At 72.0% G+C, this 24,777-nt stretch carries 23 protein-coding genes; 3 read left to right on the forward strand and 20 right to left on the reverse strand.

What is annotated here, in order from left to right; translation table 11 throughout:
* Positions 1-107 precede the first annotated feature (107 nt).
* On the forward strand, positions 108-2,270 hold the full coding sequence (gene glgB, locus ACFQ53_RS06275) for a 1,4-alpha-glucan branching protein GlgB (RefSeq protein ID WP_377857055.1): 2,163 nt from the start codon (positions 108-110) through the stop codon (positions 2,268-2,270).
* Positions 2,271-2,302: 32 nt separating this feature from the next.
* Here the strand turns inward: glgB and ACFQ53_RS06280 are convergent, their stop codons facing one another.
* The 3 genes from ACFQ53_RS06280 to ACFQ53_RS06290 all read right to left on the reverse strand — a co-directional run bounded on the left by ACFQ53_RS06280 (position 2,303) and on the right by ACFQ53_RS06290 (position 5,905).
* On the reverse strand, positions 2,303-3,223 hold the full coding sequence (locus ACFQ53_RS06280) for a tetratricopeptide repeat protein (RefSeq protein WP_377856914.1): 921 nt from the start codon (positions 3,221-3,223) through the stop codon (positions 2,303-2,305).
* 148 nt (positions 3,224-3,371) lie between these two features.
* Entirely contained in the window at positions 3,372-4,439 is a 1,068-nt protein-coding gene (locus ACFQ53_RS06285; RefSeq protein WP_377856917.1) for a twin-arginine translocation signal domain-containing protein, read from the reverse strand.
* The gene (locus tag ACFQ53_RS06290; protein WP_377856920.1) at positions 4,436-5,905 is read right to left on the reverse strand and encodes a hypothetical protein; all 1,470 of its coding nucleotides are present in this window, start codon (positions 5,903-5,905) and stop codon (positions 4,436-4,438) included. The genes ACFQ53_RS06285 and ACFQ53_RS06290 overlap by 4 nt, the downstream gene beginning before the upstream one ends.
* Positions 5,906-6,117: 212 nt before the next feature.
* Between ACFQ53_RS06290 and nucS the strand changes: the two genes are divergently transcribed.
* Complete coding sequence (gene nucS, locus ACFQ53_RS06295; protein WP_377856923.1) at positions 6,118-6,840, forward strand: endonuclease NucS; 723 nt, start codon at positions 6,118-6,120, stop codon at positions 6,838-6,840.
* Between the two features lie 23 nt (positions 6,841-6,863).
* On the forward strand, positions 6,864-8,117 hold the full coding sequence (locus ACFQ53_RS06300; protein ID WP_377856926.1) for an N-acetylglucosamine-6-phosphate deacetylase: 1,254 nt from the start codon (positions 6,864-6,866) through the stop codon (positions 8,115-8,117).
* A 72-nt stretch (positions 8,118-8,189) separates the two neighbouring features.
* On the opposite strand, the gene ACFQ53_RS06305 is transcribed toward ACFQ53_RS06300, so the two are convergent.
* The 17 genes from ACFQ53_RS06305 to ACFQ53_RS06385 form a co-directional block, all read right to left on the reverse strand.
* Positions 8,190-8,738, reverse strand: coding sequence for a DUF2550 family protein (locus ACFQ53_RS06305; RefSeq protein WP_377856929.1), 549 nt, complete (start codon positions 8,736-8,738; stop codon positions 8,190-8,192).
* 15 nt (positions 8,739-8,753) lie between these two features.
* Entirely contained in the window at positions 8,754-9,026 is a 273-nt protein-coding gene (locus tag ACFQ53_RS06310; protein ID WP_249479388.1) for a F0F1 ATP synthase subunit epsilon, read from the reverse strand.
* Positions 9,023-10,498, reverse strand: coding sequence for a F0F1 ATP synthase subunit beta (gene atpD / locus ACFQ53_RS06315; RefSeq protein ID WP_377856932.1), 1,476 nt, complete (start codon positions 10,496-10,498; stop codon positions 9,023-9,025). Before atpD ends, ACFQ53_RS06310 begins: the two co-directional genes overlap by 4 nt.
* Positions 10,499-10,547: 49 nt before the next feature.
* A complete protein-coding gene (locus ACFQ53_RS06320; protein ID WP_377856934.1) occupies positions 10,548-11,462 on the reverse strand; it encodes a F0F1 ATP synthase subunit gamma in 915 nt (304 codons plus the stop codon).
* 86 nt (positions 11,463-11,548) lie between these two features.
* Positions 11,549-13,174, reverse strand: coding sequence for a F0F1 ATP synthase subunit alpha (gene atpA / locus ACFQ53_RS06325; RefSeq protein WP_377856935.1), 1,626 nt, complete (start codon positions 13,172-13,174; stop codon positions 11,549-11,551).
* A gap of 111 nt (positions 13,175-13,285) precedes the next feature.
* Positions 13,286-14,101 (reverse strand): F0F1 ATP synthase subunit delta, encoded by an 816-nt coding sequence (locus ACFQ53_RS06330; RefSeq protein WP_377856937.1) that lies wholly within the window; start codon positions 14,099-14,101, stop codon positions 13,286-13,288.
* 9 nt (positions 14,102-14,110) lie between these two features.
* Positions 14,111-14,659, reverse strand: coding sequence for a F0F1 ATP synthase subunit B (locus ACFQ53_RS06335; RefSeq protein WP_249479385.1), 549 nt, complete (start codon positions 14,657-14,659; stop codon positions 14,111-14,113).
* 10 nt (positions 14,660-14,669) lie between these two features.
* The gene (gene atpE, locus ACFQ53_RS06340) at positions 14,670-14,903 is read right to left on the reverse strand and encodes an ATP synthase F0 subunit C (protein WP_152352683.1); all 234 of its coding nucleotides are present in this window, start codon (positions 14,901-14,903) and stop codon (positions 14,670-14,672) included.
* 65 nt (positions 14,904-14,968) lie between these two features.
* Positions 14,969-15,805 (reverse strand): F0F1 ATP synthase subunit A, encoded by an 837-nt coding sequence (atpB, locus tag ACFQ53_RS06345; protein ID WP_152352682.1) that lies wholly within the window; start codon positions 15,803-15,805, stop codon positions 14,969-14,971.
* A 281-nt stretch (positions 15,806-16,086) separates the two neighbouring features.
* Entirely contained in the window at positions 16,087-16,566 is a 480-nt protein-coding gene (locus tag ACFQ53_RS06350) for a hypothetical protein (RefSeq protein WP_377856942.1), read from the reverse strand.
* 57 nt (positions 16,567-16,623) lie between these two features.
* Positions 16,624-17,757: an MraY family glycosyltransferase gene (locus ACFQ53_RS06355; protein ID WP_152352680.1), complete on the reverse strand. Its 1,134-nt coding sequence runs from the start codon at positions 17,755-17,757 to the stop codon at positions 16,624-16,626.
* Positions 17,754-18,800: an L-threonylcarbamoyladenylate synthase gene (locus tag ACFQ53_RS06360; RefSeq protein WP_377856947.1), complete on the reverse strand. Its 1,047-nt coding sequence runs from the start codon at positions 18,798-18,800 to the stop codon at positions 17,754-17,756. Before ACFQ53_RS06360 ends, ACFQ53_RS06355 begins: the two co-directional genes overlap by 4 nt.
* Before the next feature lie 13 nt (positions 18,801-18,813).
* Positions 18,814-19,725: a peptide chain release factor N(5)-glutamine methyltransferase gene (gene prmC, locus ACFQ53_RS06365; RefSeq protein ID WP_377856950.1), complete on the reverse strand. Its 912-nt coding sequence runs from the start codon at positions 19,723-19,725 to the stop codon at positions 18,814-18,816.
* On the reverse strand, positions 19,722-20,882 hold the full coding sequence (gene prfA / locus ACFQ53_RS06370; protein WP_377856953.1) for a peptide chain release factor 1: 1,161 nt from the start codon (positions 20,880-20,882) through the stop codon (positions 19,722-19,724). The genes prmC and prfA overlap by 4 nt, the downstream gene beginning before the upstream one ends.
* 111 nt (positions 20,883-20,993) lie before the next feature.
* Positions 20,994-21,206, reverse strand: coding sequence for a 50S ribosomal protein L31 (gene rpmE, locus ACFQ53_RS06375; protein WP_200500990.1), 213 nt, complete (start codon positions 21,204-21,206; stop codon positions 20,994-20,996).
* Between the two features lie 201 nt (positions 21,207-21,407).
* Positions 21,408-22,415, reverse strand: a complete 1,008-nt coding sequence (locus ACFQ53_RS06380; protein WP_377856957.1) for a LacI family DNA-binding transcriptional regulator — start codon at positions 22,413-22,415, stop codon at positions 21,408-21,410.
* On the reverse strand, positions 22,412-24,490 hold the full coding sequence (locus ACFQ53_RS06385; protein ID WP_377856959.1) for an aldo/keto reductase: 2,079 nt from the start codon (positions 24,488-24,490) through the stop codon (positions 22,412-22,414). Before ACFQ53_RS06385 ends, ACFQ53_RS06380 begins: the two co-directional genes overlap by 4 nt.
* Between the last annotated feature and the right edge of the window lie 287 nt (positions 24,491-24,777).

A 24,777-nucleotide genomic window follows, 5' to 3' on the forward strand; every position in this document is an offset into this window, starting at 1 on the left:
ACACCGGATCCGGCGCGGCCCCGGGCGGCCCGTCGTCCGTCCCTCCGTCGTCCCGGCCCGCGTCGACCCCCACCCCGTCCACGGGCGGCACCCCGGCCCCGCGGGTGATGCCCGTGGGCACGCACGAGCTGGGGGCGGCGGCGACCGGCAGCTACCACGACCCGCACTCGGTGCTGGGCGTGCACTCCTACGACGGCGGCGTCACCGTGCGCACCCTCAAGCCCCTCGCGCACGAGGTCTCGCTCGTCCTCCCCGACGGCACCGTCCACCCGATGCGCCACGAGTACGACGGCATCTGGGTGGTCGCGGTGCCCCGCGCGCACCTGGACTCCTACCGGATCCGCGTGCAGTGGGCGCCCGAGGGCGGGAGCGTCGAGCTCGAGGAGCCCTATCGCTTCCTCCCCACACTCGGCGAACTCGACCTGCACCTCCTCCGCGAGGGACGCCACGAGGAGCTGTGGCAGGTGCTCGGAGCGCATGTGCGCGTGGTCGACGGCGTGCCCGGCACCTCCTTCGCCCTCTGGGCGCCGAACGCCCGCGCCGTCCAGGTCGTCGGCGACTTCAACGGCTGGGACGGCCGCGGGCACGCCCTGCGCTCCCTGGGCTCCGCAGGGGTGTGGGAGATCTTCGTGCCCGGCGTCGGCGACGGGGCGGTGTTCAAGTTCCGCATCCTCGACGCGACCTCGCAGTGGCGCGACAAGGCCGACCCGATGGCGCGGCGCACCGAGGTGCCGCCGGCGACCGGCTCGATCGTCACCACGAGCGACTACGAGTGGTCCGACGACGCGTGGCTCGCCGCGCGCGCCCAGCACGACGCGCTGGCCGCCCCGATGTCGGTCTACGAGGTCCACCTGGGCAGCTGGAAGCCGGGGCTCGGCTACCGCGAGCTCGCCACCGAGCTCGTCGAGTACGTGCAGGCGATGGGGTTCACGCACGTCGAGTTCATGCCCGTGGCCGAGCATCCCTTCGGCGGCTCCTGGGGGTACCAGGTCACCGGCTACTACGCGCCGACGTCGCGCTGGGGCACGCCCGACGAACTGCGAGCGCTGATTGACGCCCTGCACGCGGCCGGCATCGGCGTGATCATGGACTGGGTGCCCGCCCACTTCCCGAAGGACGAGTGGGCGCTCGCGCGCTTCGACGGCACCCCGCTGTACGAGCACGCGGACCCCCGACGGGCCGAGCACCCCGACTGGGGCACGCTGATCTTCGACACCGGCCGCAGCGAGGTGCGCAACTTCCTGGTCGCCAACGCCTGCTACTGGCTCGAGGAGTTCCATGTCGACGGCCTGCGCGTGGACGCCGTCGCCTCGATGCTCTACCTCGACTACTCCAGGGACGACGGCGAATGGGTGCCCAACCGCGAGGGCGGTCGGGAGGACCTGGAGTCCATCGCCTTCCTCCAGGAGGCGAACGCCACCGCCTACAAGCGCGCGCCCGGCATCGTCATGATCGCCGAGGAGTCCACGTCCTTCCCCGGCGTCACCCGTCCCACGGACGCGGGCGGCCTGGGCTTCGGCTTCAAGTGGAACATGGGGTGGATGCACGACACCCTCGAGTACGTCGGCGAGGACCCGATCAACCGCCAGTACCACCACGGCGAGCTGACGTTCTCGATGGTCTACCAGTACTCCGAGAACTTCGTGCTGCCGATCTCCCACGACGAGGTCGTCCATGGCAAGAAGCCCCTGCTGCGCAAGGCCCCGGGCGACGACTGGCAGCAGGCGGCGACGCTGCGCGCCTACCTCGCCCTGCAGTGGACCCATCCGGGCAAGCAGCTGCTGTTCATGGGCAGCGAGTTCGGGCAGTCCTCGGAGTGGAACGAGTCGACGGGCCTGGACTGGTGGCTGCTCGAGTTCGACATGCACCGGGGCATCCAGCGCTACGTCCGGGACCTCAACGCCCTGCTGCGCGAGCACCCTGCGCTCTCCGAGCTCGACCAGGATCCCGACGGCTTCGAATGGCTGCTGGCCGACGACGCCTCCCACGACACCATCGCGTTCCTGCGCCGCGACCGCGCCGGCCGCGAGCTCGTGGTGGTCCTGAACTTCTCGCCCGAGCCCTGGCACGAGCACCGCATCCCCATGCCCTCGGGCGGGTCCTGGAGCGAGGTTCTGAACTCCGACGCGCCGGTGTACGGCGGCGGCGGGGTCGGGAACCTGGGCCGCGTGGACGTGGAGCAGGTCCCCGCCGGCGGACGCTCCCACTCCGTGCGGCTCTCGGTGCCGCCGCTCGGGGCCCTGGTGCTCCGCCCCGACGGACGCGGCTGAGGGGTCTCGGGGCGCGCCCGCCGCGGCGCGGATCAGAAGAGCAGGTTCGCCAGGCGCTTGCGGGCGGGTCCGACGCGCGGGTCCTCGGGGCCGGCGACCTCGAAGAGATCGAGCAGGCGCGCGCGCACGCGGTCCTTGGTGTCCTGGTTGGCGCCGCGCAGCAGGTCGAGCAGACGGCCGAAGGCGTCGTCGACGTGGCCGCCGAGCATGTCGAGGTCGGCGACGAGCAGCTGCGCGTCGAGGTCCTGCGGCGCGTCGGCCGCTGCCTGGCGGGCGGCGTCGAGCTGGGCGTCCCGGGTGCGCTCCATGAGGTGCACGGTCGCCAGGCCCGCCTTCGCCTCGGCGTCGGCCGGGTTCTGGTTCAGGTGCTCCTCGAAGGCGGTCTGCGCGCCGGAGAGATCGCCCGCCTCGATCGCGTCGTAGGCGGTCTGCAGCAGGGGCGGCAGCTCGGGCTGCGCAGGGGCCCCGCCGTCCGCGTCGTCCGCGCCGGAGCCGTCGGTCCCCTGCCCGTCGCCCGCACCGCTCACGTCCAGACCGGTCTGCTGCGCGACCTGCACGATCTGGTCGAGCAGTCCGGGGATCTGGTCGGCGGGGACCATGGACTCGGCGATCGGCTGCAGCTGCCCCTGGAGGAGCAGCATGAGGGTGGGCAGCTGCTGCACACGCAGGGCGCCCGCCACGCGCGGCTGGGTGTCCGCGTCGACGACGGCGAGCCGCAGCGCGCCGCCCTTCGCGTCGACGCCCGAGCGCAGCGCGCCCAGCAGCTCGTCGATGCCGGGGACGCGCGAGCTCGTGACCAGCAGGAGCGTCGCGACGCTCGCGGAGTCCTGGATCATCTGCTCGAGGTTCGCCTCGTCGACGGTCACCTCGTGCTCGCCGACGGTCCCCGCCCCCTCGGAGCCCTCGGGCTTCTTGAGCGATGCGAGGTCGATGACGCCGTAGGGATCGGTCATGGGATGCTCCTTCGCGTTGCGGGACTGCTGGGGTTCTCGAAGTGGTCGCCGGCCGCTCACCCGTCGAACGGGTCGGGCGGGTCAGCCTGGTCAGGCGGGTCCAGCGGGTCGGGCGGGTCGGTCAGCCCGGCCGGACCCGCGGGGCCGATCACTCGCCGCTGGCGCCGATCACGGCGCGCGTCGCCCCGATGGGCTGGACCTTCGCGTCGGACCCCTTCGGGGGGATGTAGAGGGCGACGGTCGTGCCGTACTCGCGCACGTACTCCTTGGTGAAGGTGCGGCTGCCGATGATCGTGGTGAAGATGTTGTCCTTGCCGTAGCTGACCTTCGAGCCGTCGGTGACCTTCAGGGTGCGCTTCGAGGTCATGGTGCCCAGCACGATCGCGCCGCCGTCCTCCGTGCGCAGGCCGGCGATCTCCTCCTTCACGGGCGTGTAGATCTCGCGGATCGTCCCCACCTCGTCCTTCTCGACGCCCTCGTTGAGCTGCTTGCGCTCCTCCTGGATGTCCTTGTGGGTCCGGGTGGTGAAGGGATCGCTCGCGAGCTGCTTCTTCGAGTCCTTGCCGCCGCCCCAGGCGAGCACCTCGGAGTAGAGGGTCATGGCGTCGGCAGGGCTCATCAGCAGGTCGTCGGCCTTGCCGTCGACCGCCTCGCTGCCCACCTTCGCCGAGGGCACCGTCGGCATGTCCACGCCCACGGCCTGCTGCGCCCAGCCCCAGGTCGCGTACGGGGAGTGCGCGTCCTTCTGCTGCAGGATCATGAAGTACGGGGCGGCGTCGTCATCACCGTCGGCCTCGACGAGAGCGATGGCGGTGCGCGGGAAGTCCGAGGTGGTCGAGGTGATCGGCACGACGGCCTTCTCGCCGGGCCGGTCGAGGGCGCTGGCGCGGAAGTCCTCGGCGTTCTTCGCGATCCAGTCCTTGTTCTTCGTCAGGATCGAGTAGGTGTCCTTGCGGAAGGAGGCGGCCGAGCCGATCACGCGGGGCGCGAGGGCCTTCGCGTCGAGGTCGTCGTCCGCCTTCTCCACCGCGGAGTGCACCGCCTTGAGGTAGGAGGCCATCTGATCGCTGGTCACCGCGGGGGTCGGCCCCTCGGCCTCGGGTCCCGTGGGCACCGCGGGCGGGGTCGAGTCGTCGGATCCGCAGGCTGCCAGCAGGCCGCCGACGGCGAGCACGCCGACGCCGCCCAGGAACCCGCGCCTGTTCCACGCGCTCATCGCTGCTCCTCCTCGGTGTCGGGCCCGTGCTCGGGGCCCGTGTGCTGTGCGTCGTCATGGGGGGTCTCGCCGTGCTCCGCCTCCGGCGTCGCGGCGCGGTGGCGGTGCGAGCGACGCGGCAGGGCGGCCGACGCATCCTCGCCGGGTCCCGCGATCGGCTCCTCGATGCGGTCGATGACCTCCGTGGGATCCTCGGAGCCCTCGGCGTCGTCATGGCCGGCGGCCGCTCCCTCCGCGCCGCCGACGGGGATCGGCGCGGTCACCGGACGCTGCTCGCCGGGGTCCGCATCGGCGGCACCGGGCTCCTCGTCGATCCGGTCGAGGACGTCCGTCGAGGGCTCGGCCGACGGGTCGTTCGCCGCACCGTCTTCGGCCGCAGACTGCTCCGGCCCTTCGTGCGCGCGCGACGCCGTGTCCGCCGCCGCGGCGTCGGCCGTGGGTGCGGCCTGCGCCTGCTCGTCGCCGAGCTGCCACGCGTCGATGCTCTCGTGCTCGCGCGTCGGGGCCTCGTCGGCTACGTGAGCCCCCTCGGCTTCATGGGTCTCGTCGGCTTCGTGGGTCTCGTCGGCTTCGTGGCCCTCGTCGACCCTGTCGGTCTCGTCGGCCCGGTGGGGCTCGTCGGACTCGTCGGACTCGTCGGCCGCGGAGCCGCCGGCGAGATGCGCCGCGCCCGCGCCCGCGGCGCCGAGCCCAGCGGCCCCGCCGAGGACGGCGCCGGTGGGCGCACCCGCGGACGCGTCCGCGGAGCTCGCGCCCGCAGAGGCCGACGCGGGTGCGGATGCCGGCGCGGACTCGGGCTCCGGCTCCCGGGCGTCGTCCGCCCCGAGCTCCTCGGAGTCCTCACCGGCGCCGACCCGCTCGCGCTCGCGCCGCGAGGAGCCGAAGGAGACCACGAGCATCACGAGGCCCACGATGATGAGGGTCGCGCCCGCGGCGTACGCGAAGGGGACCCACTCGTTCTTCTCGTCGACCGGCCAGGTGATCGAGATGCTGTCGGCGCCGGGCTCGCTGCCGTCGGTGACGAGCAGGATCGCGCGGTAGGGCTGCGGATCCGTCGAGGTCTCCTCGGCGTAGAAGTCGCCGACGTCGATCGTCGTCGGGCTCTTCGAGGTCTTGACGCTGCGCCACAGGTCGGAGGAGGTGGGATCGGAGATCGAGTCCTCGCCGTCGTCGTCGACCGTCTCGGTCTTCAGCGTGCTCCAGTCGCTCAGCCCCGTGACCTGCGTGTGCTTCACGCCGTCGAGGTAGGCGTCGATGTCGTCGTTGGAGGCGGTGATCACGGAGACGTCGGAGTCCGCGGTGATCTTCACGTCCCCCTGGGTCCCGCCCACGTACAGCACGCCCGGGTCGATGACGACGGCCGGGCCGGGGTCGGACAGGTCCACGGTCGCGGTGCGCTCGGTCTCGGGAGCCCACGTGGTCTCCCCCAGGCGCCCGATGAGGAGCCCCACCAGTCCCAGCACCACCAGGACGGTTGCAATGATCTTGTAGATGATGACGATCTCCTCGTTCGCACCGAATCCCTGCCACGATACGAGAATCGAACGACGAGCACACCCCCTTCGCGCGCGAGCGTGAGAGGCCGCACGCGTGGCGCGCGCCTCTCTCAGACCGTGCGCGGCACGGGCAGGGGCGGCGCACGGCGCAGGCCCCGTCCGTCCTGCCGTACCCTGGCCGGGTGCGTCTCGTCGTTGCTCAGTGCTCGGTCGACTACACCGGTCGGCTCACCGCCCATCTGCCCCTGGCCACCCGCCTGCTCATCGTCAAGGCCGACGGCAGCGTGCTCGTCCATTCCGATGGCGGCAGCTACAAGCCGCTGAACTGGATGAGTCCGCCGTGCCAGCTGAAGGTCGTGGACCGGGCCGATGTCGAGGACGCGGCGGACGATCCCGCTCCCCTGCCCGAGGAGGACTGGGTGCAGCAGTGGGACGTGGTCCATGCGAAGACCGGTGACCGCCTCCGCGTGCGCCTGCACGAGATCCTCGAGGACACCAGCGTCGAGCTCGGCGTCGATCCGGGCCTGCAGAAGGACGGCGTCGAGGCGCATCTGCAGGCGCTGCTCGCCCAGAACATCGAGACCCTCGGGACCGACTGGTCGCTCGTGCGCCGGGAGTACCCGACCGCCATCGGACCGGTCGACATCCTGGCCCGCGACGCCGACGGCGCGACCGTCGCCATCGAGATCAAGCGGCGCGGCGAGATCGACGGCGTCGAGCAGCTCACCCGCTACCTCGACCTGCTCAACCGCGATCCGCTGCTCGCGCCGGTGCGCGGCATGTTCGCCGCCCAGGCCATCAAGCCCCAGGCCAAGGTCCTCGCCCACGACCGCGGCATCGACTGCGTGACCCTGGACTACGACGCCCTGCGCGGCATCGACGACGCCGAGAGCCGCCTCTTCTGATCCCGCACGCACCAGGAGCACCGATGCCCCCGACCGACGCCCACGTCGACCCGCAGCACGCAGTGCCCCTGCATGCCGATCTCGCCCTCCGCGGCACGGCAGTGCTCGAGCGGGGCGTGCTCCCGGGGTCGCTGGTCCTCCTCGCAGGAGGCCGCATCCAGTGGGCGGGCCCCGAGGAGAAGGCGCCTGCCCACCGCGCCGAGCGCACCCTCGAGCATCCCGGGCTGATCCTTCCCGGCCTCATCGACCTGCACTGCCACGGCGGAGGCGGGGCCTCGTTCCCGGACTGCGCGGACGCCCAGGAGGCCATGGTCGCCGTGCGCGAGCACCGTCGCCACGGCACCACCTCGCTCGTCGCCTCGCTCGTGACCGCCTCGGCCGAGGAGCTCGGCCGGCGCGTGCGCATGCTCGCCGGGCTCGTCGAGGACGGGGAGGTCGAGGCGATCCACCTCGAGGGCCCCTTCATCTCCGAGGCGCGCAAGGGCGCCCAGAACCCCGCGCACATCACCGGCGGCGATGCGGCGCTCGTCGGCGCGCTGTGCGCGGAGGGCCGCGGCGCCGTCGCGACCATGACGATGGCGCCGGAGACGGCCGACGCCACCGCCGTCATCGACGCCCTCGCCGCGGGCGGCGCCCTCCCCTCGCTCGGGCACACCGACTGCGACAGCGCGCAGATGGACGCGGCGATCACCGCCTCCCGCGACGCCCTGCGACGTCACCACGGCCGCTCCGCGCTGCCCACCGCGACGCACCTGTTCAACGGCATGCGGCCCATCCACCACCGCGATCCGGGGCCGGCCCTCGCGGCGCTCGATGCGGCCGGCCGCGGGGAGATCGTCGCCGAGGTCATCGCCGACGGGGTCCACCTCGCCGCCGAGACCGTCGCCCACGTGTTCTCCCTCGCGGCCGACGACTGCGTCGTGCTCATCACCGATGCCATGGCCGCCGCCGGCATGGCCGACGGCAGCTACCGCCTCGGCGCGCTGGACGTGGACGTGCAGGACGGCGTCGCGACCCTCGCCGACGGCGGCTCGATCGCCGGCGGCACCGCGCATCTGATCGACGTCGTGCGCTTCGCCGTGCGCGAGGCCGGCGTGGATCTGGCCGCCGCCGTGCGCGCGGCCACCGTGGTCCCGGCGCGCGTCCTCGGACGCGAGGACGAGATCGGGGCGCTGCGGGCGGGACTCGCGGCCGACGCGCTGCTGGTCGACTCGGAGCTGCGTCCCGTCCAAGTCATCCGTCGCGGCGAGCTCGTCGGCACCGCGCAGCCGGACTGAGCTCGCAGCACCCGACCGGCACCACGCCGTCGGTTCGACCTCGCGGCACGCTGCCGGCACCGCGCGCACTGCTCAGTCGGCGTCCCCGCGCACCGAGCCCGTCGGCGCCGCCTCGTACCAGGCGATGACCGCCGAGGAGGTCGTGAAGGGCAGCATGAGCCACAGCGGCTCGCCCTCCCCGCGGACGAACTCGATCTCGGTGTCCAGGACGATGCGCGCCCCTCCGGACCCGTCATTCCCGTCCTCGCCGCCTGCACGGTCACCGCCATTCGCCCTGTCGACGCCGGCCGCGCCCTCAGCACCACCCGCGTCCTCACCGCCGTCCGAGCCGCCGGCGACGTTCCGCCGCTGGACGTCGAGGATCTCGCTGCGGCGCAGCAGCACCTCGCCGCCGGCGAGCAGGGCGTCGGTGCGGTGCCAGAGCAGCCCCTGGGAGGTGAAGCGCAGGCGTCCGCCGCGCCAGGCCCCGCGTCCGCCGCGGGCACCGGGGCGCCACAGGAAGCAGTCGAGCGCTCCCCCGCGGCGCGCGACCAGCGCGGAGCGCACGAGCACCGCGATCGCCAGCAGAACGACCAACGTCCCGACCACCACGAGGGTGATCGGGACGTTGACGTGCATCATCGGTGCGCGTGCGCCTCAGCGGGCGGCCGTGGCGCGATCGGCATGATCGACGGCGATCGTCACCACGTCGCGATCCATGGAGACGAAGCCCCCGTCGACCGCCCGCTCTGTGACCTCGCCGTCCTCGCCGATGATCCGCACCGCGCCGCGCTCGAGGATCGCGAGCGTGGGCTGCATGCGCGGCAGGATGCCCATCGAGCCGTCGGCGGCGGGGACCACGACCTGGGCGGCATGGCCGCTCCAGACCGTCCGGTCCGCGGAGACGAAGGTGACCTCGAGGGTGCTCACTCTCCGAGCTCCTTCTGGATCCGGTGCCAGTTCTCCATGACCATGTCGATCCCGCCGACGTTGAAGAACGCCTGCTCGGGGATGTGGTCGAACTCGCCGTCGCAGATGCCCTTGAAGGACTCGATGGTGTCCTTGAGCGGCACGTCCGAGCCGTCCACGCCGGTGAACTGCTTGGCCAGGTGCGTGTTCTGCGAGAGGAACTGCTGGATGCGGCGGGCGCGGCCGACGATGACCTTGTCCTCCTCGGACAGCTCGTCGACGCCGAGCATCGCGATGATGTCCTGCAGCTCCTTGTTGCGCTGGAGGATCTGCTTCACGCGGTTGGCGACGTCGTAGTGCTCCTGGCCCACGTAGCGCGGGTCGAGGATGCGCGAGGTCGAGGTCAGCGGATCGATCGCCGGGTACAGGCCGCGCGAGGCGATCTCGCGGGAGAGCTCGGTGGTCGCGTCCAGGTGGGCGAAGGTGGTCGCCGGGGCCGGGTCCGTGTAGTCGTCGGCCGGGACGTAGATCGCCTGCATCGAGGTGATCGAGTGGCCGCGCGTCGAGGTGATGCGCTCCTGGAGCTGCCCCATCTCGTCGGCCAGGTTCGGCTGGTAGCCCACGGCCGAGGGCATGCGGCCCAGCAGCGTGGAGACCTCGGAACCCGCCTGCGTGAAGCGGAAGATGTTGTCGATGAACAGCAGCACGTCCTGGCTCTGCACATCGCGGAAGTACTCCGCCATGGTCAGGGCCGAGAGGGCCACGCGCAGACGCGTGCCCGGCGGCTCGTCCATCTGGCCGAAGACCAGGGCGGTCTTCTCGATGACGCCGGACTCGGTCATCTCCTCGATGAGGTCCCAGCCCTCACGGGTGCGCTCGCCGACGCCGGCGAACACGGAGACGCCGTCGTGGTTGTTGGCCACGCGGTAGATCATCTCCTGGATGAGGACCGTCTTGCCCACGCCCGCGCCGCCGAACAGGCCGATCTTGCCGCCCTGCACGTACGGGGTGAGCAGGTCGATCGACTTGATGCCGGTCTCGAACATCTCGGTCTTGGACTCGAGCTGGTCGAAGCTGGGGGCGGTGCGGTGGATGGGCCAGCGCTCGGAGACCTCGAAGGTCTGGCCCTCCTCGACGTTCAGCGGGTTGCCGACGACGTCGAAGACGGTGCCGAGGGTGACGTCGCCGACCGGCACGGAGATCGGGGCGCCGGTGTCGGTCACGGACTGCCCGCGCACGAGGCCGTCGGTCGGCTTGAGCGCGATCGCGCGGACCATGCCGTCGCCGAGGTGCTGAGCCGTCTCGAGCGTGAGGACCGAAGGCAGGAGGCCCGCGCCCTCGGCGCTGATCTCGGTGGTCAGAGCGTTGTAGAGACCGGGGATGTTGCCCGGGGGGAACTCGATGTCGACGACCGCGCCCGTGACACGGGCGATGCGGCCGGTGCCCTGCTGCGCGGAGGCAGCGGGGGCGTCGGTGGTGACTGGGGTGCTCATTCGTTTCTCTCCAATGGGTCAGGCCGGCGCGCGGAGCGCTCGCGGCGGCTCAGCGTTCGGTGCGACCGGATCCCGAGAGGGCGTCGGCGCCGCCGACGATCTCCGAGATCTCCTGGGTGATCTCCGCCTGGCGCGCCGAGTTGGCCAGCCGGGTGAACTTGCGGATCTGCTGTTCGGCGTTGTCCGTGGCCGTCTTCATCGCGCGCTGCGTCGCCGCGTGCTCGGAGGCCATCGACTGCATGAGCAGGTTGACGATGCGCGACTCGAGGTAGCGCGGGATCAGCTCGTCCATGACCGTCTCGGCGTCGGGCGCGAACTCGTACAGCGGGTACGAGGGCGCTTCGGCGCCCGCCTCGGCGTCGACGACCTCGAGCGGGACCAGGCGGGTCGCCCGGGCCACCTGCCGGAACCGGCTGAGGAAGCGGGTGCCCACGAGGTACGCCTCGTCGAGATGCACCTCCGGGTCCTCGCTGAGCAGGTCGCCGGTGAGACGCTGCGCGATCTCGTGGCCGAGCGCAGGGATCTCGCTCTCCTGGAACGGGGTCCAGGCCGTGACCGGCGGACGGTTGCGGAACGTGTAGTAGGTCTCGCCCTTGCGGCCGACGATGTACAGCACGGGCGTCTTGCCCTCGTCGATCAGGTGGTTGGCGAGCTCCTCCGCGGCGCGGATCGCGTTGTGCGAGTACGAGCCCGTCATCCCGCGGTCGGCCGTGATGAGCAGGATGCCGGCGCGGCCGGTCTCGCTGCGCTCCTGGTCGAGGAACGGATGCTCGACGTCGGTCGAATGGGTCGCGACGGCGCCGATCGCCCGAGTGATCGCCTCGGCGTACGGCGTGGTCGCGAGCACCCGGGCGTGGGCCTTGGCGATGCGCGAGGCCGCGACCATCTCCTTGGCCTTGAAGATCTTCTTCATGCCCTGAGCGGAGGTGATCCGCTTCTTGTACTCCCTCTGCTGTGCTCCCATGTCTCTCCTTCGCGGGATGCTCCGGCTGGTCCCGGCGCCGCCCTCCCTTGCAGGGTCTCCCCTGCCCGATCGGACGGCGCACCGGATCATCCGCGGACGATGCGCTCCTGGTCGATGTCCTCGTCCTCCGCGCTCTCGTGCACGTCGGTGCGCGCCTCGCTCTGGCCCTTGCCGGCCAGGAAGTCGCGCTTGACCTGCTCGAGCAGCTCGGTGGCCTGCTGCTCGGTCTCCTCGGAGAACTTCTTCGAGGTGCGGATGTCCTCGAGCACGGTGCCGTTGTGGCGCAGGTGCTCGAGCAGCAGGGACTCGAACTCGCGGACGTCCTCGACCTCGATGTCGTCGAACTTGCCGGTGGTGCCGCCCCAGATCGAGATGACCTCCTCCTCGACCGGGTAGGGCGAGGACTGGGGCTGCTTGAGCAGCTCCATGAGGCGCGCGCCGCGGTTCAGCTGCTGCTTCGAGGCGGCGTCGAGGTCCGAGGCGAACATCGCGAAGGACTCGAGGTCGCGGTACTGCGCGAGCGAGATCTTCAGCGTGCCGGAGACGCCCTTCATCGCCTTGATCTGCGCGGAGCCGCCGACGCGGGAGACCGAGATGCCGACGTCGACAGCGGGGCGCTGATCGGCGTTGAACAGGTCGGACTGCAGGAAGACCTGGCCGTCGGTGATCGAGATGACGTTGGTCGGGATGTACGCCGAGACGTCGTTGGCCTTGGTCTCGATGATCGGCAGGCCGGTCATCGAGCCGCCGCCCATCTCGTCGCTGAGCTTCGCGCAGCGCTCGAGGAGGCGGGAGTGCAGGTAGAACACGTCACCGGGGTAGGCCTCGCGGCCCGGCGGGCGGCGCAGCAGCAGCGACACGGCGCGGTAGGCCTCGGCCTGCTTGGTGAGGTCGTCGAAGACGATGAGGACGTGCTTGCCCTCGTACATCCAGTGCTGGCCGATGGCCGAGCCCGCGTACGGGGCGATGTACTTGAAGCCCGCGGGATCGGAGGCGGGGGCCGCCACGATCGTCGTGTAGTCGAGGGCGCCGGCCTCCTCGAGGGTGGCGCGGACCGACGCGATGGTCGAGCCCTTCTGGCCGACGGCCACGTAGATGCAGCGCACCTGCTGGCTCGGGTCGCCCGACTCCCAGTTCGCCTTCTGGTTCAGGATCGTGTCCAGGGCGATGGTCGTCTTGCCGGTCTGGCGGTCGCCGATGATCAGCTGGCGCTGACCGCGGCCGATCGGGGTCATCGAGTCGATGGCCTTGATGCCGGTCTGCATCGGCTCCTTGACGCTCTTGCGCTGCATGACCGTGGGGGCCTGCAGCTCGAGGGCGCGGCGCTCGGTGCTGGCGATCTCGCCGAGACCGTCGATGGGGGCGCCGGTGGGGTCGACCACGCGGCCGAGGAAGTCGTCGCCGACGGGCACGGAGAGCACCTCGCCGGTGCGGCGCACCTCCTGGCCCTCCTCGATGCCGGAGAACTCGCCGAGGACGACGACGCCGACCTCGCGCAGCTCGAGGTTCAGGGCCAGACCGAGAGTGCCGTCCTCGAAGCGGACGAGCTCGTTGGCCATGACGCCGGGGAGACCCTCGACGCGGGCGATGCCGTCGGCCGACTCGGTGACGCGGCCGATCTCCTCGCGCTCGGGCGTGCCGGCCTGGTAGGTGGACACTGCGGTGTCCAGGGCGTTCCGGATGTCCTCCGGGCGGATCGTGAGCTCAGCCATCGCGGTGCTTCGCTTCCTTCTCTGCCCCGCGAGCGGGGCGGTGGTCGTACCAGCTGTGGTCGTCAGATGGGAGGTCCCGGGGGATCTCCGGTGGATCTCGCCGCGCGGCCGTCAGGCCACCAGGCGGGAGCGCGCCTGGGCCAGGCGCGCGAGGACTGTCGCGTCGTAGAGGTCGTCCCCGACCTGGACGCGCAGGCCGCCGACGACGTCCTCGTCCAGCTCGAAGTTGGTCTGGACCTCGCGGCCGTAGATCCGGGTGAGGATCGAGGACAGGCGCGACTGCTGCTCGGGGGTGAGCTGTCGCGCGCTGCGCACGATCGCCAGCAGACGGCGGCGCCGCGCCGAGGCGAACTCGGCGAAGCCCAGGAGGCGGCGTGCGGGCTTGACGTCCGTGCGCCGACCCACCGCACGGCGGGCGAGCGCGAGGGTCAGCGGGTGCACGCGGCCCTCGAGCAGTCGCGAGATGATCCCCGCGCGCTGCTCGGGATGCTCGCGGGCATCGTCCAGGCCGCCGGTGAGCTCGCCGCTCTCGTCGATCACGCGGGAGATCTGGAAGAGCTCCTCCTCGACCTGCTCGAGCACGCCCTCGCGGGCCGACTGCTCGAGGAGGGCCTCGACGCCGAGCTGCTCGAGGGCGTCCAGGACGTCCTCCTGCTCGGACCAGCGGCGACCGACGATCTCGAGGATCACGGAGAGCGCCCCGGGGCTGACGCGCCCTTCGAAGAGCGAGCGCGCCACGGACTGCTTGACCTCGGCGGGTCGACCGCCGTCGCTCAGCATCCGCACCAGCTGGTTGCTGGAGTCGATCGCGTCGGCGGCCCCGAAGAGGTCCTCGGCGACCTGCGTCAGCGACACGCCGTCGCCGCGCAGGAGGTCCTGGGACCGCTGGGTCACCTCACGCAGGGAGGTGGAGGAGGTTCCTCGCATCTGGTGTCCTTATCGGGTCGCGGTCTGCGACGACTCGAGGTCGTCCAGGAACCGGTCGATCACGCGGCGGGAGCGCTCGTCGTCGGTGAGGGACTCCCCGACGATCTTGGAGGCGAGGTCGCTCGCGAGCGTGCCGACCTCTCCCTTGAGCTGGGCCGCGGCGGTGGTGCGCTCGGCCGAGAGCTGCTGACGGCCGGCGCTGAGGATGCGGTCGTTCTCGGCCTCGGCGCGAGCCTTGGCCTCCTCGACGATCGCGGCGCCGTCCGCACGGGCCTTCTCGCGGATGGAGGCGGCCTCCTGGCGTGCCGCCGCGAGCTCCTGCTCCTGCTCGTCCTTCAGCTGGTCCGCCTGCTGCTGGACCTCCTCGGCCTTCTTCAGACCGCCTTCGATCTTCTCGCTGCGCTCATCGAGCACGGCGTTGAGCCGCGGCAGGATGAACTTGATGAAGACGACGGCGAAGATGACCAGGAAGATCAGCGACCAGACGATCTCCTGGGGCTCGGGCACCAGGATCTTCCAGCCCTCGACCTCTTCCGAGGTGCCTTCGGCAAGAATCATGGTGGGGTCCTCAGCTGTTGAAGAGGAAGCCGGTGACGATCGCCAGCAGCGTCAGGATCTCGGTGAAGGCGATACCGATGAACATGGTCGACTGCAGGGCGCCGCGCAGCTCGGGCTGGCGGGCGGTCGCCTCGGCGGTCTTGCCCACGATGATGCCGATGCCGATGCCGGGGCCGATCGCCGCGAGGCCGTAGCCGATCGAGGCGACGTTGCCGGAGAGCTCTGCGAGAGTGGTGGCGTCCACAGGGTTTCCTTTCGTTGTGCCGACCGGGTGGACGGCGCGTTCTGGGGAGGGTGCGACGGAGCGGGTCAGTGCTCGTCCGACGTCGCCATGTTGATGTACACGGCGGTCAGGATGGTGAAGATGAAGGCCTGCAGGGCGGCCACGAAGATCTCGAAGCCGTAGATGCCGATCGCGAGGGCCCCGGAGAAGGGCGCGACGGCGATGAGCGCGGAGCCCGAGAACAGCAGACCCTGGGTGAGCCCGATGAAGACCACGAGCATGATGTGCCCGGCGACCATGTTGGCGAGCAGTCGGATCGTCAGCGAGGCCCAGCGGATCACGGCGAGCTGGAGGAACTCGATCGGGATCAGGAGGATGTAGATCGGCTTCGGCACGCCGGGGGGCATCGTCTCGTGCTTGAGGTAGCCGCCCAGGCCGTGCTTCTTGATGCCGAAGGAGATGTAGACGATGAACGTCCACAGCGCCGCGAGCAGCGGCAGGCCGATCACGGAGGTGCCCGCGAGGTTCAGCCCGGGGATCACGCCCGCGAGGTTCATCGTGAGGATGAAGAAGAACATCGTCACGAGCATGGGGGCGTACTTCTTGCCCTCGCGCATGCCCAGGGTGTTCTCGATGATCGAGTGATCGACGAACTCGATGATCATCTCGACGATGCTCTGCGCGCGACCGGGCACGAGCTTGGCGCGGGAGGCGATGACCGCCATCACCGTCAGCACGACGACGAGGATGATGAGGCGCACGAGCTGGACGCGGTTGAACTCGAACCACGTGCCGCCGAAGAGGATGGCGTCCGGGAAGAACTCGGAGATGCTCGGCGTGTGGAACTCGAAGCCCTCGGCGAGGAGGTTCGGAGTGGCGTCGGCGGTGTTCAGCGCGATCTCCCGTGGTCGTCGTGTCGGCATCCGCCCCGCCGGTTCCGGCGGACGGGTGACGAGGCCCTGGGGCCTCGGCCGTCGCTGGCGTCAGCAGTCTGGATGGTCGTGCATGTCCTCTGATCCCCCACCGGGGTCGGGGATGCCGCGGGGCGGTGCCGCCGGACCGCGGACGAGCCGAGGTCGGGGAGGCGGCGTCGGGAACGATCCGGGACCCACCGAACCCACGGCTCACCCCGGAGGGGCGGCGTGGAGGAGTGTCACGGGGGCCGTTCCAGGCCACGCGAAGACACCCCGAGCATATCAGAGCGTCACTGCTCCCGAGGGGGTTCGGCGACCTCCAGACGGGCACGTGAGCGCACCATCCCGACCGCCTCGGTGACGGCTGCCACGACCGCTCCCGCGAGCAGGGCGACACCGAGCCACGGCCGCGAGAGCCAGGTCGCCTCGCCGAGCAGCAAGAGCGCGATGACCAGCACGAACATCTTCACGAGCCAGCTCCCCATGAGCACCATCGCGTAGGAGGTGCCGGGCAGCGGACGGGCGATGCGCGCGCTCGCCACTGTGGGCAGGGTCACCACGAGAGCGAGGCCACTCCCGACCAGCGCGCCGGGCAGCGCGCCCGCGCCGCCGAGCAGCGCGGCGAGCACAATGACGACGGCGTCGACGACGATCCCCGCGAGGATCGCGAGCAGCAGGGCCCGCATCAGCAGGCGGTCGTTGTGGCGGCGGGCGCGCGCGATCCCCTCGTCGCTCGGGGCGGCGGGATCGGGTCGGTCGGCGGAGGGCATCGGCGTCTCGGATTCCTCGGTGTTCTCGGGTCGGGTCAGGGGCGGCGGCCGACGGCGTCAGCCGGCCTCGCGCTCGTGGGCGGGGTGGCGCCTCCCGGAGCGGCGGCGCAGCCGGGCGATCGGATCGATCGTCACCACGAAGGCGACGAGCAGCCCGATCCCCCAGAAGATCACGACGGTGCGCATGTCCACGAGGGCCGGCAGCAGCATCCCCACCGAGATCACGATCGCCCACATGTACATGATGAGGACGGCGCCGAGCTGCGAGTGGCCGATCGCGAGCAGGCGGTGGTGGAGGTGGAGCTTGTCGGCGTGGAAGGGCGAGTGGCCCGAGCCGATGCGGCGGACGACGGCGAGCACGAAGTCGAGGAACGGGATGAACATGACGCCGATGGGCAGCAGGATCGGCAGGAACTGTCCGATGACCTTCGCGTCGGACAGCTGCGCGGTGTCGATCTGGCCGGTCACCGTGATGGTGCTCGCGGCGAGCAGCAGGCCCAGCAGCATGGAGCCCGAATCGCCCATGAAGATCTTCGCGCGCGGCAGGTTGTGCGGGAGGAACCCCAGACAGGCGCCCACCATCGCGGCGGTGATCAGGGCGGCGAGCGAGGAGTAGTCCGTGGTCGAGGCGCTGCGGGTGAGCATGTAGGCGTAGGCGAAGAACGCCGTGCCGCCGATCGCCATCACCCCCGCGGCCAGTCCGTCCAGGCCGTCCACGAAGTTCACGGCGTTCATCGAGACCACCACGACGAGCACCGTGAGGATGATGGCGCTGCGCGAGGAGAGCAGGGTGACGCCGCCGATCGGGAGCGACACCAGGCGCACGCCCTCGGCGGCCAGCAGCACGGCGGCGAGCACCTGGCCCGCGAGCTTGGTGACCCAGTCGAGATCCCATTTGTCGTCGGCGGCGCCCAGGAGGGCGACGATCCCGGCGGCGGCGAGGATCGCCCAGGGCTGGCTGCTCTCGTGGAACAGTCCGTGGAGGAAGGGGATGCGGCTGGCGATGAGCATCGCCGCGGCGACCCCCACCAGGATCCCCAGTCCCCCGAGGCGCGGGGTCACGACCGTGTGCACGTCGCGCGAGCGGACCGCCGTCATCGCCCCGATCCTGCGCGCCATGAGGCGCACCGCGGGTGTGACCAGGAAGGTCACCGCCGCCGCGAGGAGCAGGACGAACAGGTAGATCCTCACGCGGGGCGGCTCCCGCTCCCGGTCTCCCCGGGTCCGTCGGCGGAGAAGTCGGGCTCGGCGGCGTCGGCGGGCGCGTCGGCCAGGACGGGCTCGGCGGTGTCGACGGGCGCGTCCTCGGCGTCGGCGTCCGCGGCCGCCCCGTTCCCGCCGGGCGCGGGCAGCGGCGTGGAGCCGGCGGCGGCGAAGGCAACGGCGCCGATGTCCTCGACGTTCTCCTCGCCCTCCACATCGGCGGGCTCGTCGGCCTCGGTCGCCGTAACCGTCGTCGCGTCGGCCGACGCGCCCTCGGCAGTCGCCTCGTCGACGTCGGCGTCGGCTGCGACCTCGGCGTCACCGTCGGTCTCGGCCCCGGCGTCGGTCTCGGCGTCGGCGTCGGCGTCGGCGTCGGGCTCCTCCTGCTCGGGGGCGGTGAAGATGTCGCCGACGGCCTCGACGATCTGCTCGCGGGTGAGCGCGCCCTCGCGGACGATCTCAGCGGGCTCGACCGTGGTGTCGATGATCGTGGAGGCGGTGCCCAGGCGTGCGGGGCCCCCGTCGAGGTAGACCTCGACGCGGTCGCCGAGCTGGGTCGCGGCGTCCATGACGCTGAGCGCTGCGGGCTTTCCGTGGCGGTTCGCGCTCGAGACGGCGAGCGGCCCGGTGCGGCGCAGCAGCTCGAGGGTGACCTCGTCGTCGGGCATGCGCAGGGCGACGGTGCCCCGGGTCTCCCCGAGGTCCCAGTTCAGCGAGGGCTGCGCGGTGAGGATCAGGGTGAGCGCGCCGGGCCAGAAGGCCTCCGTGAGGCGCTCGGCGTACTCGGGCACGTCGACCGCGAGTCCCAGCAGCACGGCGGGATCCCCGACGAGCACCGGCGGTGGGGCGTCGCGCCCGCGGTCCTTGGCGTCCAGCAGCGCCTGCACGGCGTCCGGGGTGAAGGCGTCCGCGCCGATGCCGTAGACGGTGTCGGTGGGGAGCACGATCAGGCCGCCGTCGGACAGGGCGTCCTGTGCGGCCTGGAGGCCCTCGTCGCGGGTGGCTTCGTTCGTGGTGTCGTACACGCTCACGGCGCTCAGTCTCTCATCTCGTGCTGGGGGTGGACGGGTGGGCGCGGAGGGCGACCAGGAAGCGGTCGCGGCCGGTGAGGTCGCGGACCGTGCGGATGTCGACGAAGGACCCCGTGTCCTCGGCGAGGGCGCGCGTCGACGAGCCCTGCACGTCGGCGTGCTCCATCACGAGCAGACCGCCGGGCCGCAGCAGGCGCCCGGCGAGGGCGACGACGGAGCGGGGCACGTCGAGTCCGTCCGCTCCCCCGCCGAAGAGTGCGCGTGCCGGGTCGTGCTCGCGCACCTCCTGCTCGCGGGGGATCGCATCGGCGGGGATGTAGGGCGGGTTCGCGAGCACCGCGTCGACTCCCCCGGCGCGGGCGCCGAGCACGGGCTCCGGGTCCGCCAGCAGCTGCGCGTCCCCGACGTCGCCCGTCCGGACCTCGCCGCGCTCCGGGTCCACGGCCGAGAGGTTCCGGGCCGCCAGGTCCCGGGCAGCGGGATCGATCTCGAGGGCGAGGACGCGCGAGGAGGGCATCTCGTCGAGGACGGCGGCGGCGAGGGCGCCGCTGCCCGTGCAGAGGTCCACGACCGTGCGCACCTCGTCCGACCGTGCGTGCTCGAGCAGCAGATCGATCGCGAGCTCGGTCTCCGGGCGCGGGATGAACACGCCGGGAGCGGTCTCGAGCAGGAGCCGTCGGAACGGGGCGCGGCCCAGGATCAGCTGCAGGGGCTCCCGGCGCTCGCGGCGGGCCACGAGCTCCTCGAGGCGCGCGTCGAAGTCCTCCGGGAGCGCATCGAGCATGACCAGAGGCCCGTCGGCGCGCGCGGCGGCCTCGATGAGGGTGCGGGACTCGGCGCTCGAGGACACGATGCCCGCCTCCCCCAGCCGGGCGGTCGTGCGCGACAGCGCGGTGCGCAGGCGCATCCGCACGTCGATGCTCACAGCTCTCCCTCGGCGGCCTCGCGCAGACGCTGCTCGGCCTCGGCGCGGCGGGAGGATTCGATGAGGGCGTCGAGGTCGCCGGCGAGGACGGCCTCGAGGTTGCCCGCCTTGAAGCCGGTGCGGTGGTCGGTCACCCGTGACTCGGGGAAGTTGAACGTGCGGATCCGCTCGGAGCGGTCGACGGTGCGCACCTGGGAGCGGCGGCTCGCGGAGGCCTCGGCGTCCTGTGCGGCGCGGCGCGCCTCCAGCAGGCGCGAGCGCAGGATCCGCATCGCCTGCTCGCGGTTCTGCAGCTGGCTCTTCTCGTTCTGGCAGGAGACGACGATGCCGGTGGGCAGGTGGGTGATGCGCACGGCGGAGTCCGTGGTGTTCACGCTCTGCCCGCCGGGCCCGGAGGAGCGGAAGACGTCGATGCGCAGGTTCGCGGGGACCATCTGCTCGGCGAGCAGCTCGGCCTCGTCGGTCTCGTCGGCCTCGGGCATCACCAGGACGCCGACGGCGGAGGTGTGGATGCGCCCGGCGGACTCGGTGACCGGCACGCGCTGGACCCGGTGGACGCCGCCCTCGTGCTTGAGATGCGCCCAGACCCCGTCGGCCGCTCCCCCGCCGGTCCCGGCCCCGCCGCCGACGGCGGACGAGCCCGCGCGGATCGAGAGGGTCGCGTCCTTGATGCCGCCGAGGTCGGAGTCGGTGGAGTCGATGACCTCGAGCGTCCAGCCCCGGGAGAGCGCGTACTGCCGGTACATGCGCAGCATCTCCGCGGCGAACAGGGCGGACTCCTCGCCGCCGGCTCCGGCCTTGATCTCCATGAGCACGTCCCGGGAGTCGTCCTCGTCGCGGGGGGCGAGCAGCTCGCGCAGGTGCTCGCGCAGGGTCTCGACGCGCTCGGCGTCCCGCTCTGCCTCCGCCGCGAACTCGGGGTCCTCCGCGGCGAGCTCGCGCGCGGCATCGCGGTCCTCGGCCGCACCGCGCAGGTCGCGCAGCGCGGTGACGATCTGATCGACCTCGGCGTAGCGGCGTCCCACGCGTCGCGCGCGGGAGGCGTCGGTGTGCAGGGAGGGGTCGGCCATGCGCCGCTGCAGCTCGGCGTGCTCCGCCTCGAGGGCGCTCAGCCGCTCGAGCGGGAGGCCGTCGAGGTCATCGGCGGGATGCGCCACGGCCTCTCCTCGGATCAGGACACCGGCAGGATCATGTCATCGCCCGACCGGGAGGCCGGAGACACGACACCGGCGGCTCCCCAGGGGGAACCGCCGGTGTCGGAAGCGCTGTTACTTGGACTTCTTGCCGTAGCGGGCCTCGAAGCGGGCCACGCGACCGCCGGTGTCCAGGATCTTCTGCTTGCCCGTGTAGAACGGGTGGCAGGCGGAGCAGACCTCGGCGCGGATCTCGCCGTCGCCCTTGGTGCTGCGGGTGGTGAACGTGTTGCCGCAGGTGCAGGTCACCTGGGTCACGTGATAATCCGGGTGGATGTTCGCCTTCATGATCTCTCCTTCGTGAGGTCGCTGGGTCGGTGCCCGACGGGCGCCGTGAACCAGAACCGACGCCCGATTGTGCCACGTGCGCACGAGCAGGCACACCCCTCGACGCGCAGGGGTGACGAACTCCCCACGGCGGCCTCCGCACAGGGGGCGCCCGAGACGCGCGCGGGAGCCCCGAGCACCGGGAGGCGGCCCGTCCCGCCCTCAGGCGGACTCGCGGATGACGAGCCGGTAGGGCACGGTGCGCACGGCCCCGCCGTCGGCCGCGCTCAGGCGTCCGGTGAACAGCCCGTCCACGAGGTCGACCGCTTCGCGGGCCACGGCCTCGAGGTCGACGCCGATGGTCGTGAGCTCCGGGGAGACGAGCTCCCCCAGCGCGAGCCCGTCGACGCCTGTCACGCGCACGTCGTCGGGGACGTTCAGGCCGCGGGTGCGCAGCGCCTTGAGCACCTGCAGGGCGTGCACGTCGTTCCAGGCCATGAGGGTGTCCGCGCCCGCATCGAGCGCCGCCTCGACCTGGGCCGGGATGCCGTCCGCCGACGCGGGGACGAGGTCCACCGCGGCGATCCGCCGGCCGACGACCTCCCGCATCTCGTGCGCGCGGCGGCTCTCCCCGTCCCGGGTGCTGTCGAGCACGGCGACGCGAGCGGTGCCGGAGCTCTCCAGATGCGCGGCGAGCTCGCTCATCGCAGCCTCCTCCGCGAAGCGCACGCCCGCACCGTCGGCCTCCTGGAGGTCGAGGCGCACGAGCGGCATGCGCGCGGGGACGATCTCGTCGGCGTCGGCCGGGAGGCTGTAGCCCAGCAGGGCATCGGCCCGACGCACGAGCTCGGTCGCGATCGCCTCGGCCTCCGCTCCGTTCTCGGTCTCGGCGACCACCACGTTCCAGCCGCGCCGTGCGCTCTCGCGGATCACGGCGGCGGCGATCTCGGGGAAGAACGTGTTGGTGAGCTCGTTGACCAGCAGGCCGAGGGTGGGCGGCCCCTGGGAGACGAGGCCTCGTCCGAAGCGCGAGGGCCGGTAGTTGAGCTCCTCGGCCGCCGCGAGGACTCGCTCGCGGGTGTCGGGGCTGATGCCGGGCATGTCGTTCATGGCCCGGGTGACCGTCTGCCGCGAGACGCCGGCGCGCGTGGCGACGTCGACGATGGTGGCGCGCCGGGCGCCCGTCGTCCGGTCCGTCCGCGCACCGGCGCTCTCACGGCTTCTGCTCACGCAATGCCCTCCCGAAGATCCAGCCAGGCGACCTGCTCGGGGGTCAGCTGCACCGAGAGGCCTTCCATAGAGGATCGCATCTCCGCGATCGAGCGGGGACCGAACAGCGGGAACGTGGGGAACGGCTGGGCGAGCACATACGCGAGCGCGATCGCGGTGGGCGGGACCCCGAACTCGCGGGCGAGGGTGCGGGCGCGCTCGAGGCGCTCGAAGTTGTCATCGGAGTAGTAGCAGCGCACGAGCTCGGCGTCCGAGCGGTCCTCGGGCGCGGCGCGGCCGGTGAAGAAGCCCCGGGCCTGGGAGGACCAGGGGAAGAGCGGGATCTTCCGCTCCTCGAGCCAGGCCTTCGAGGCCGGGTCGGTCGCGTGCACGCAGCCGGCCCAGGGGACGTCGAGCGCCTCGGCCAGGCCGAAGTGGTTGCTCAGCAGGCTGAAGCCCTGCTTGCCGTGGGCCGCGGCGTACGCGTTCGCCTCGTCGACGCGCGCGGGCGTCCAGTTCGAGCCGCCGAACGCCCGGATCCGGCCGGCCTCGAGGTGCTCGTTGAGCACGTCGACGAACTCGCCGACGGGGATCTCGAGGTTGTCCCTGTGCATCATGTAGAGATCCGCGTAGTCGGTCTGCTGGCGCTCGAGGGACTCGAGCAGCTGACGGCTCAGGGACTCGGGGTCGCAGTGCGGCGTGTGCGCGCCCTTGGTGATCACGACGACGTCCTCGCGGATGCCGCGGTTCGTGATCCACTGCCCCAGCTGCACCTCGTGGTGACCGCCGCCGTAGATGTACGCGGAGTCGAAGGTGGTGCCGCCGGCCTCGACGAAGGCGTCGAACAGGGCGGAGGCGTGGGCGAGGTTCGGCTGGTTGTCGCAGCCCATGACCAGGCGGGAGATCTTCTTGCCGACGCCCGGGATCTCGCCGTAGGGCATGGCGGAGTGCTCGCGGTCCGCCCGCACGCGCAGCGGGGCGCCCGAGACGGTGGGGATCGCGGAGTCCTCGCACTCGAAGGGATAGCGCAGGCCGATCTGCTCGCGCCAGTCGTCGAGCGCGCGCGCCTGGCCGAGGCTCGCCTCGAGATCGAGATCGGGGACCTCGGACCGTCCGGCGAGGACGGCGCGCGCGAGGGCGTCCGCCTCCAGGGCGTAGGGGTGGGCGTGCTCCACGCGGATCTCGCGCGGCTCCTCGCCCGCCGCGTCGAGACTGATCACGGTGTCCTCGCCGAGCGTCCACGGATCCTCGAGACGGATCACGCCGCGACTGCCGGCGATCGTGGCGGACTGCGGATCCGCCAGACGCACACCGGTGCGCAGGCTCGCGGTGGCACCGCCCGGGAAGGTGAGCTCCGCGGTCGCCCACTCGTCGACGCCCGTGGGGCCGACGGTGCCTGCGGCGCGGAGCGCGGCGGGCTCGACGACGGTGCGCCCCGCGGCGGCCCCGGCGACCAGACGGGCCAGGGACAGCGGGTAGCAGCCGACGTCGAGGATCCCGCCGCCGGCGATCTGCGGGTCGAACAGACGCCCCTCGCGCGCCCCGGTGTCGAACGAGAACGAGGCGTCGACGTGCACGAGCTCGCCGATCGCGCCCTCGCGCACGAGGTCGAGCACCTGGACGGTCTGCGGATGGAAGCGGTACATGAAGGCCTCGAGCAGCACGCGCCCGGTGCGGCGGGCGACGTCCGCGACGGCCATCGCGGTGCCGTGGTTCACCGCCAGCGGCTTCTCGCAGAGCACGTGCTTGCCGGCCTCGAGGGCGGCGATGCTCAGGCGCGCGTGCTCGGTGTGCACCGTGGAGACGTAGACGGCGTCGACCGCATCGGAGGCCAGGACCTCTTCGTAGGTGCCGATCACGGCACCCGGGTCCTCGGCGATGCCGAACTCGCGTGCGAACTCGCGGGCCCGCTCCGGGTCGCGGCTGCCCGCGCCCACGAGCACGCCGAGCTCGCTGTGGGGCAGCTGGCCGGCGAAGCGACGGGCGATCGAGCCTGGCCCGAGGACCGCCCAGCGCAGGCGGGCCGGAGCGCCGGGCGCGGCGGCGCGCTCCGTGCTGCTGTCGTCGTGGGTGGGGACGCTGCTGTCGGTGTTCATGGATGCGACCTCGCTGTCGATGGGTGGGAGCTGCGGACGGCGGACGGATGCTGCGGCGGATGCCGGACGAGGACCGCACCGGGGCACCCGGGCACCGCGGCCCATCCGCCTGCCGTGAACGTTCACGGCGGGGATCACGCTACACGTCCGTCGGCCGCGGCGCCATGCCCGGCAGAACTCCGCCGGGAGGCGTCGATCCGCCGCGGCCGCCAAGGGCGCCGGCACGGAGATGCGCAGGAGACACGATCCGGCATCCGTCGGAGAAGCCGGACCCGCCGGCGAGTTGT

The organism is Brachybacterium sp. NPDC056505 (assembly GCF_042794925.1).
GTDB lineage: Bacteria > Actinomycetota > Actinomycetes > Actinomycetales > Dermabacteraceae > Brachybacterium > Brachybacterium kimchii.

What these genes read in the sequence shown, in the direction of transcription:
- glgB (WP_377857055.1), top strand. Translation starts at nt 108, where the DNA reads ATGCCCGTGGGCACGCACGAGCTGGGGGCGGCGGCGACCGGCAGCTAC.
- ACFQ53_RS06280 (WP_377856914.1), bottom strand. Translation starts at nt 3,223, where the DNA reads ATGACCGATCCCTACGGCGTCATCGACCTCGCATCGCTCAAGAAGCCC.
- ACFQ53_RS06285 (WP_377856917.1), bottom strand. Translation starts at nt 4,439, where the DNA reads ATGAGCGCGTGGAACAGGCGCGGGTTCCTGGGCGGCGTCGGCGTGCTC.
- ACFQ53_RS06300 (WP_377856926.1), top strand. Translation starts at nt 6,864, where the DNA reads ATGCCCCCGACCGACGCCCACGTCGACCCGCAGCACGCAGTGCCCCTG.
- ACFQ53_RS06305 (WP_377856929.1), bottom strand. Translation starts at nt 8,738, where the DNA reads ATGATGCACGTCAACGTCCCGATCACCCTCGTGGTGGTCGGGACGTTG.
- atpD (WP_377856932.1), bottom strand. Translation starts at nt 10,498, where the DNA reads ATGAGCACCCCAGTCACCACCGACGCCCCCGCTGCCTCCGCGCAGCAG.
- ACFQ53_RS06320 (WP_377856934.1), bottom strand. Translation starts at nt 11,462, where the DNA reads ATGGGAGCACAGCAGAGGGAGTACAAGAAGCGGATCACCTCCGCTCAG.
- atpA (WP_377856935.1), bottom strand. Translation starts at nt 13,174, where the DNA reads ATGGCTGAGCTCACGATCCGCCCGGAGGACATCCGGAACGCCCTGGAC.
- ACFQ53_RS06330 (WP_377856937.1), bottom strand. Translation starts at nt 14,101, where the DNA reads ATGCGAGGAACCTCCTCCACCTCCCTGCGTGAGGTGACCCAGCGGTCC.
- ACFQ53_RS06335 (WP_249479385.1), bottom strand. Translation starts at nt 14,659, where the DNA reads ATGATTCTTGCCGAAGGCACCTCGGAAGAGGTCGAGGGCTGGAAGATC.
- atpB (WP_152352682.1), bottom strand. Translation starts at nt 15,805, where the DNA reads ATGCCGACACGACGACCACGGGAGATCGCGCTGAACACCGCCGACGCC.
- ACFQ53_RS06350 (WP_377856942.1), bottom strand. Translation starts at nt 16,566, where the DNA reads ATGCCCTCCGCCGACCGACCCGATCCCGCCGCCCCGAGCGACGAGGGG.
- rpmE (WP_200500990.1), bottom strand. Translation starts at nt 21,206, where the DNA reads ATGAAGGCGAACATCCACCCGGATTATCACGTGACCCAGGTGACCTGC.
- ACFQ53_RS06385 (WP_377856959.1), bottom strand. Translation starts at nt 24,490, where the DNA reads ATGAACACCGACAGCAGCGTCCCCACCCACGACGACAGCAGCACGGAG.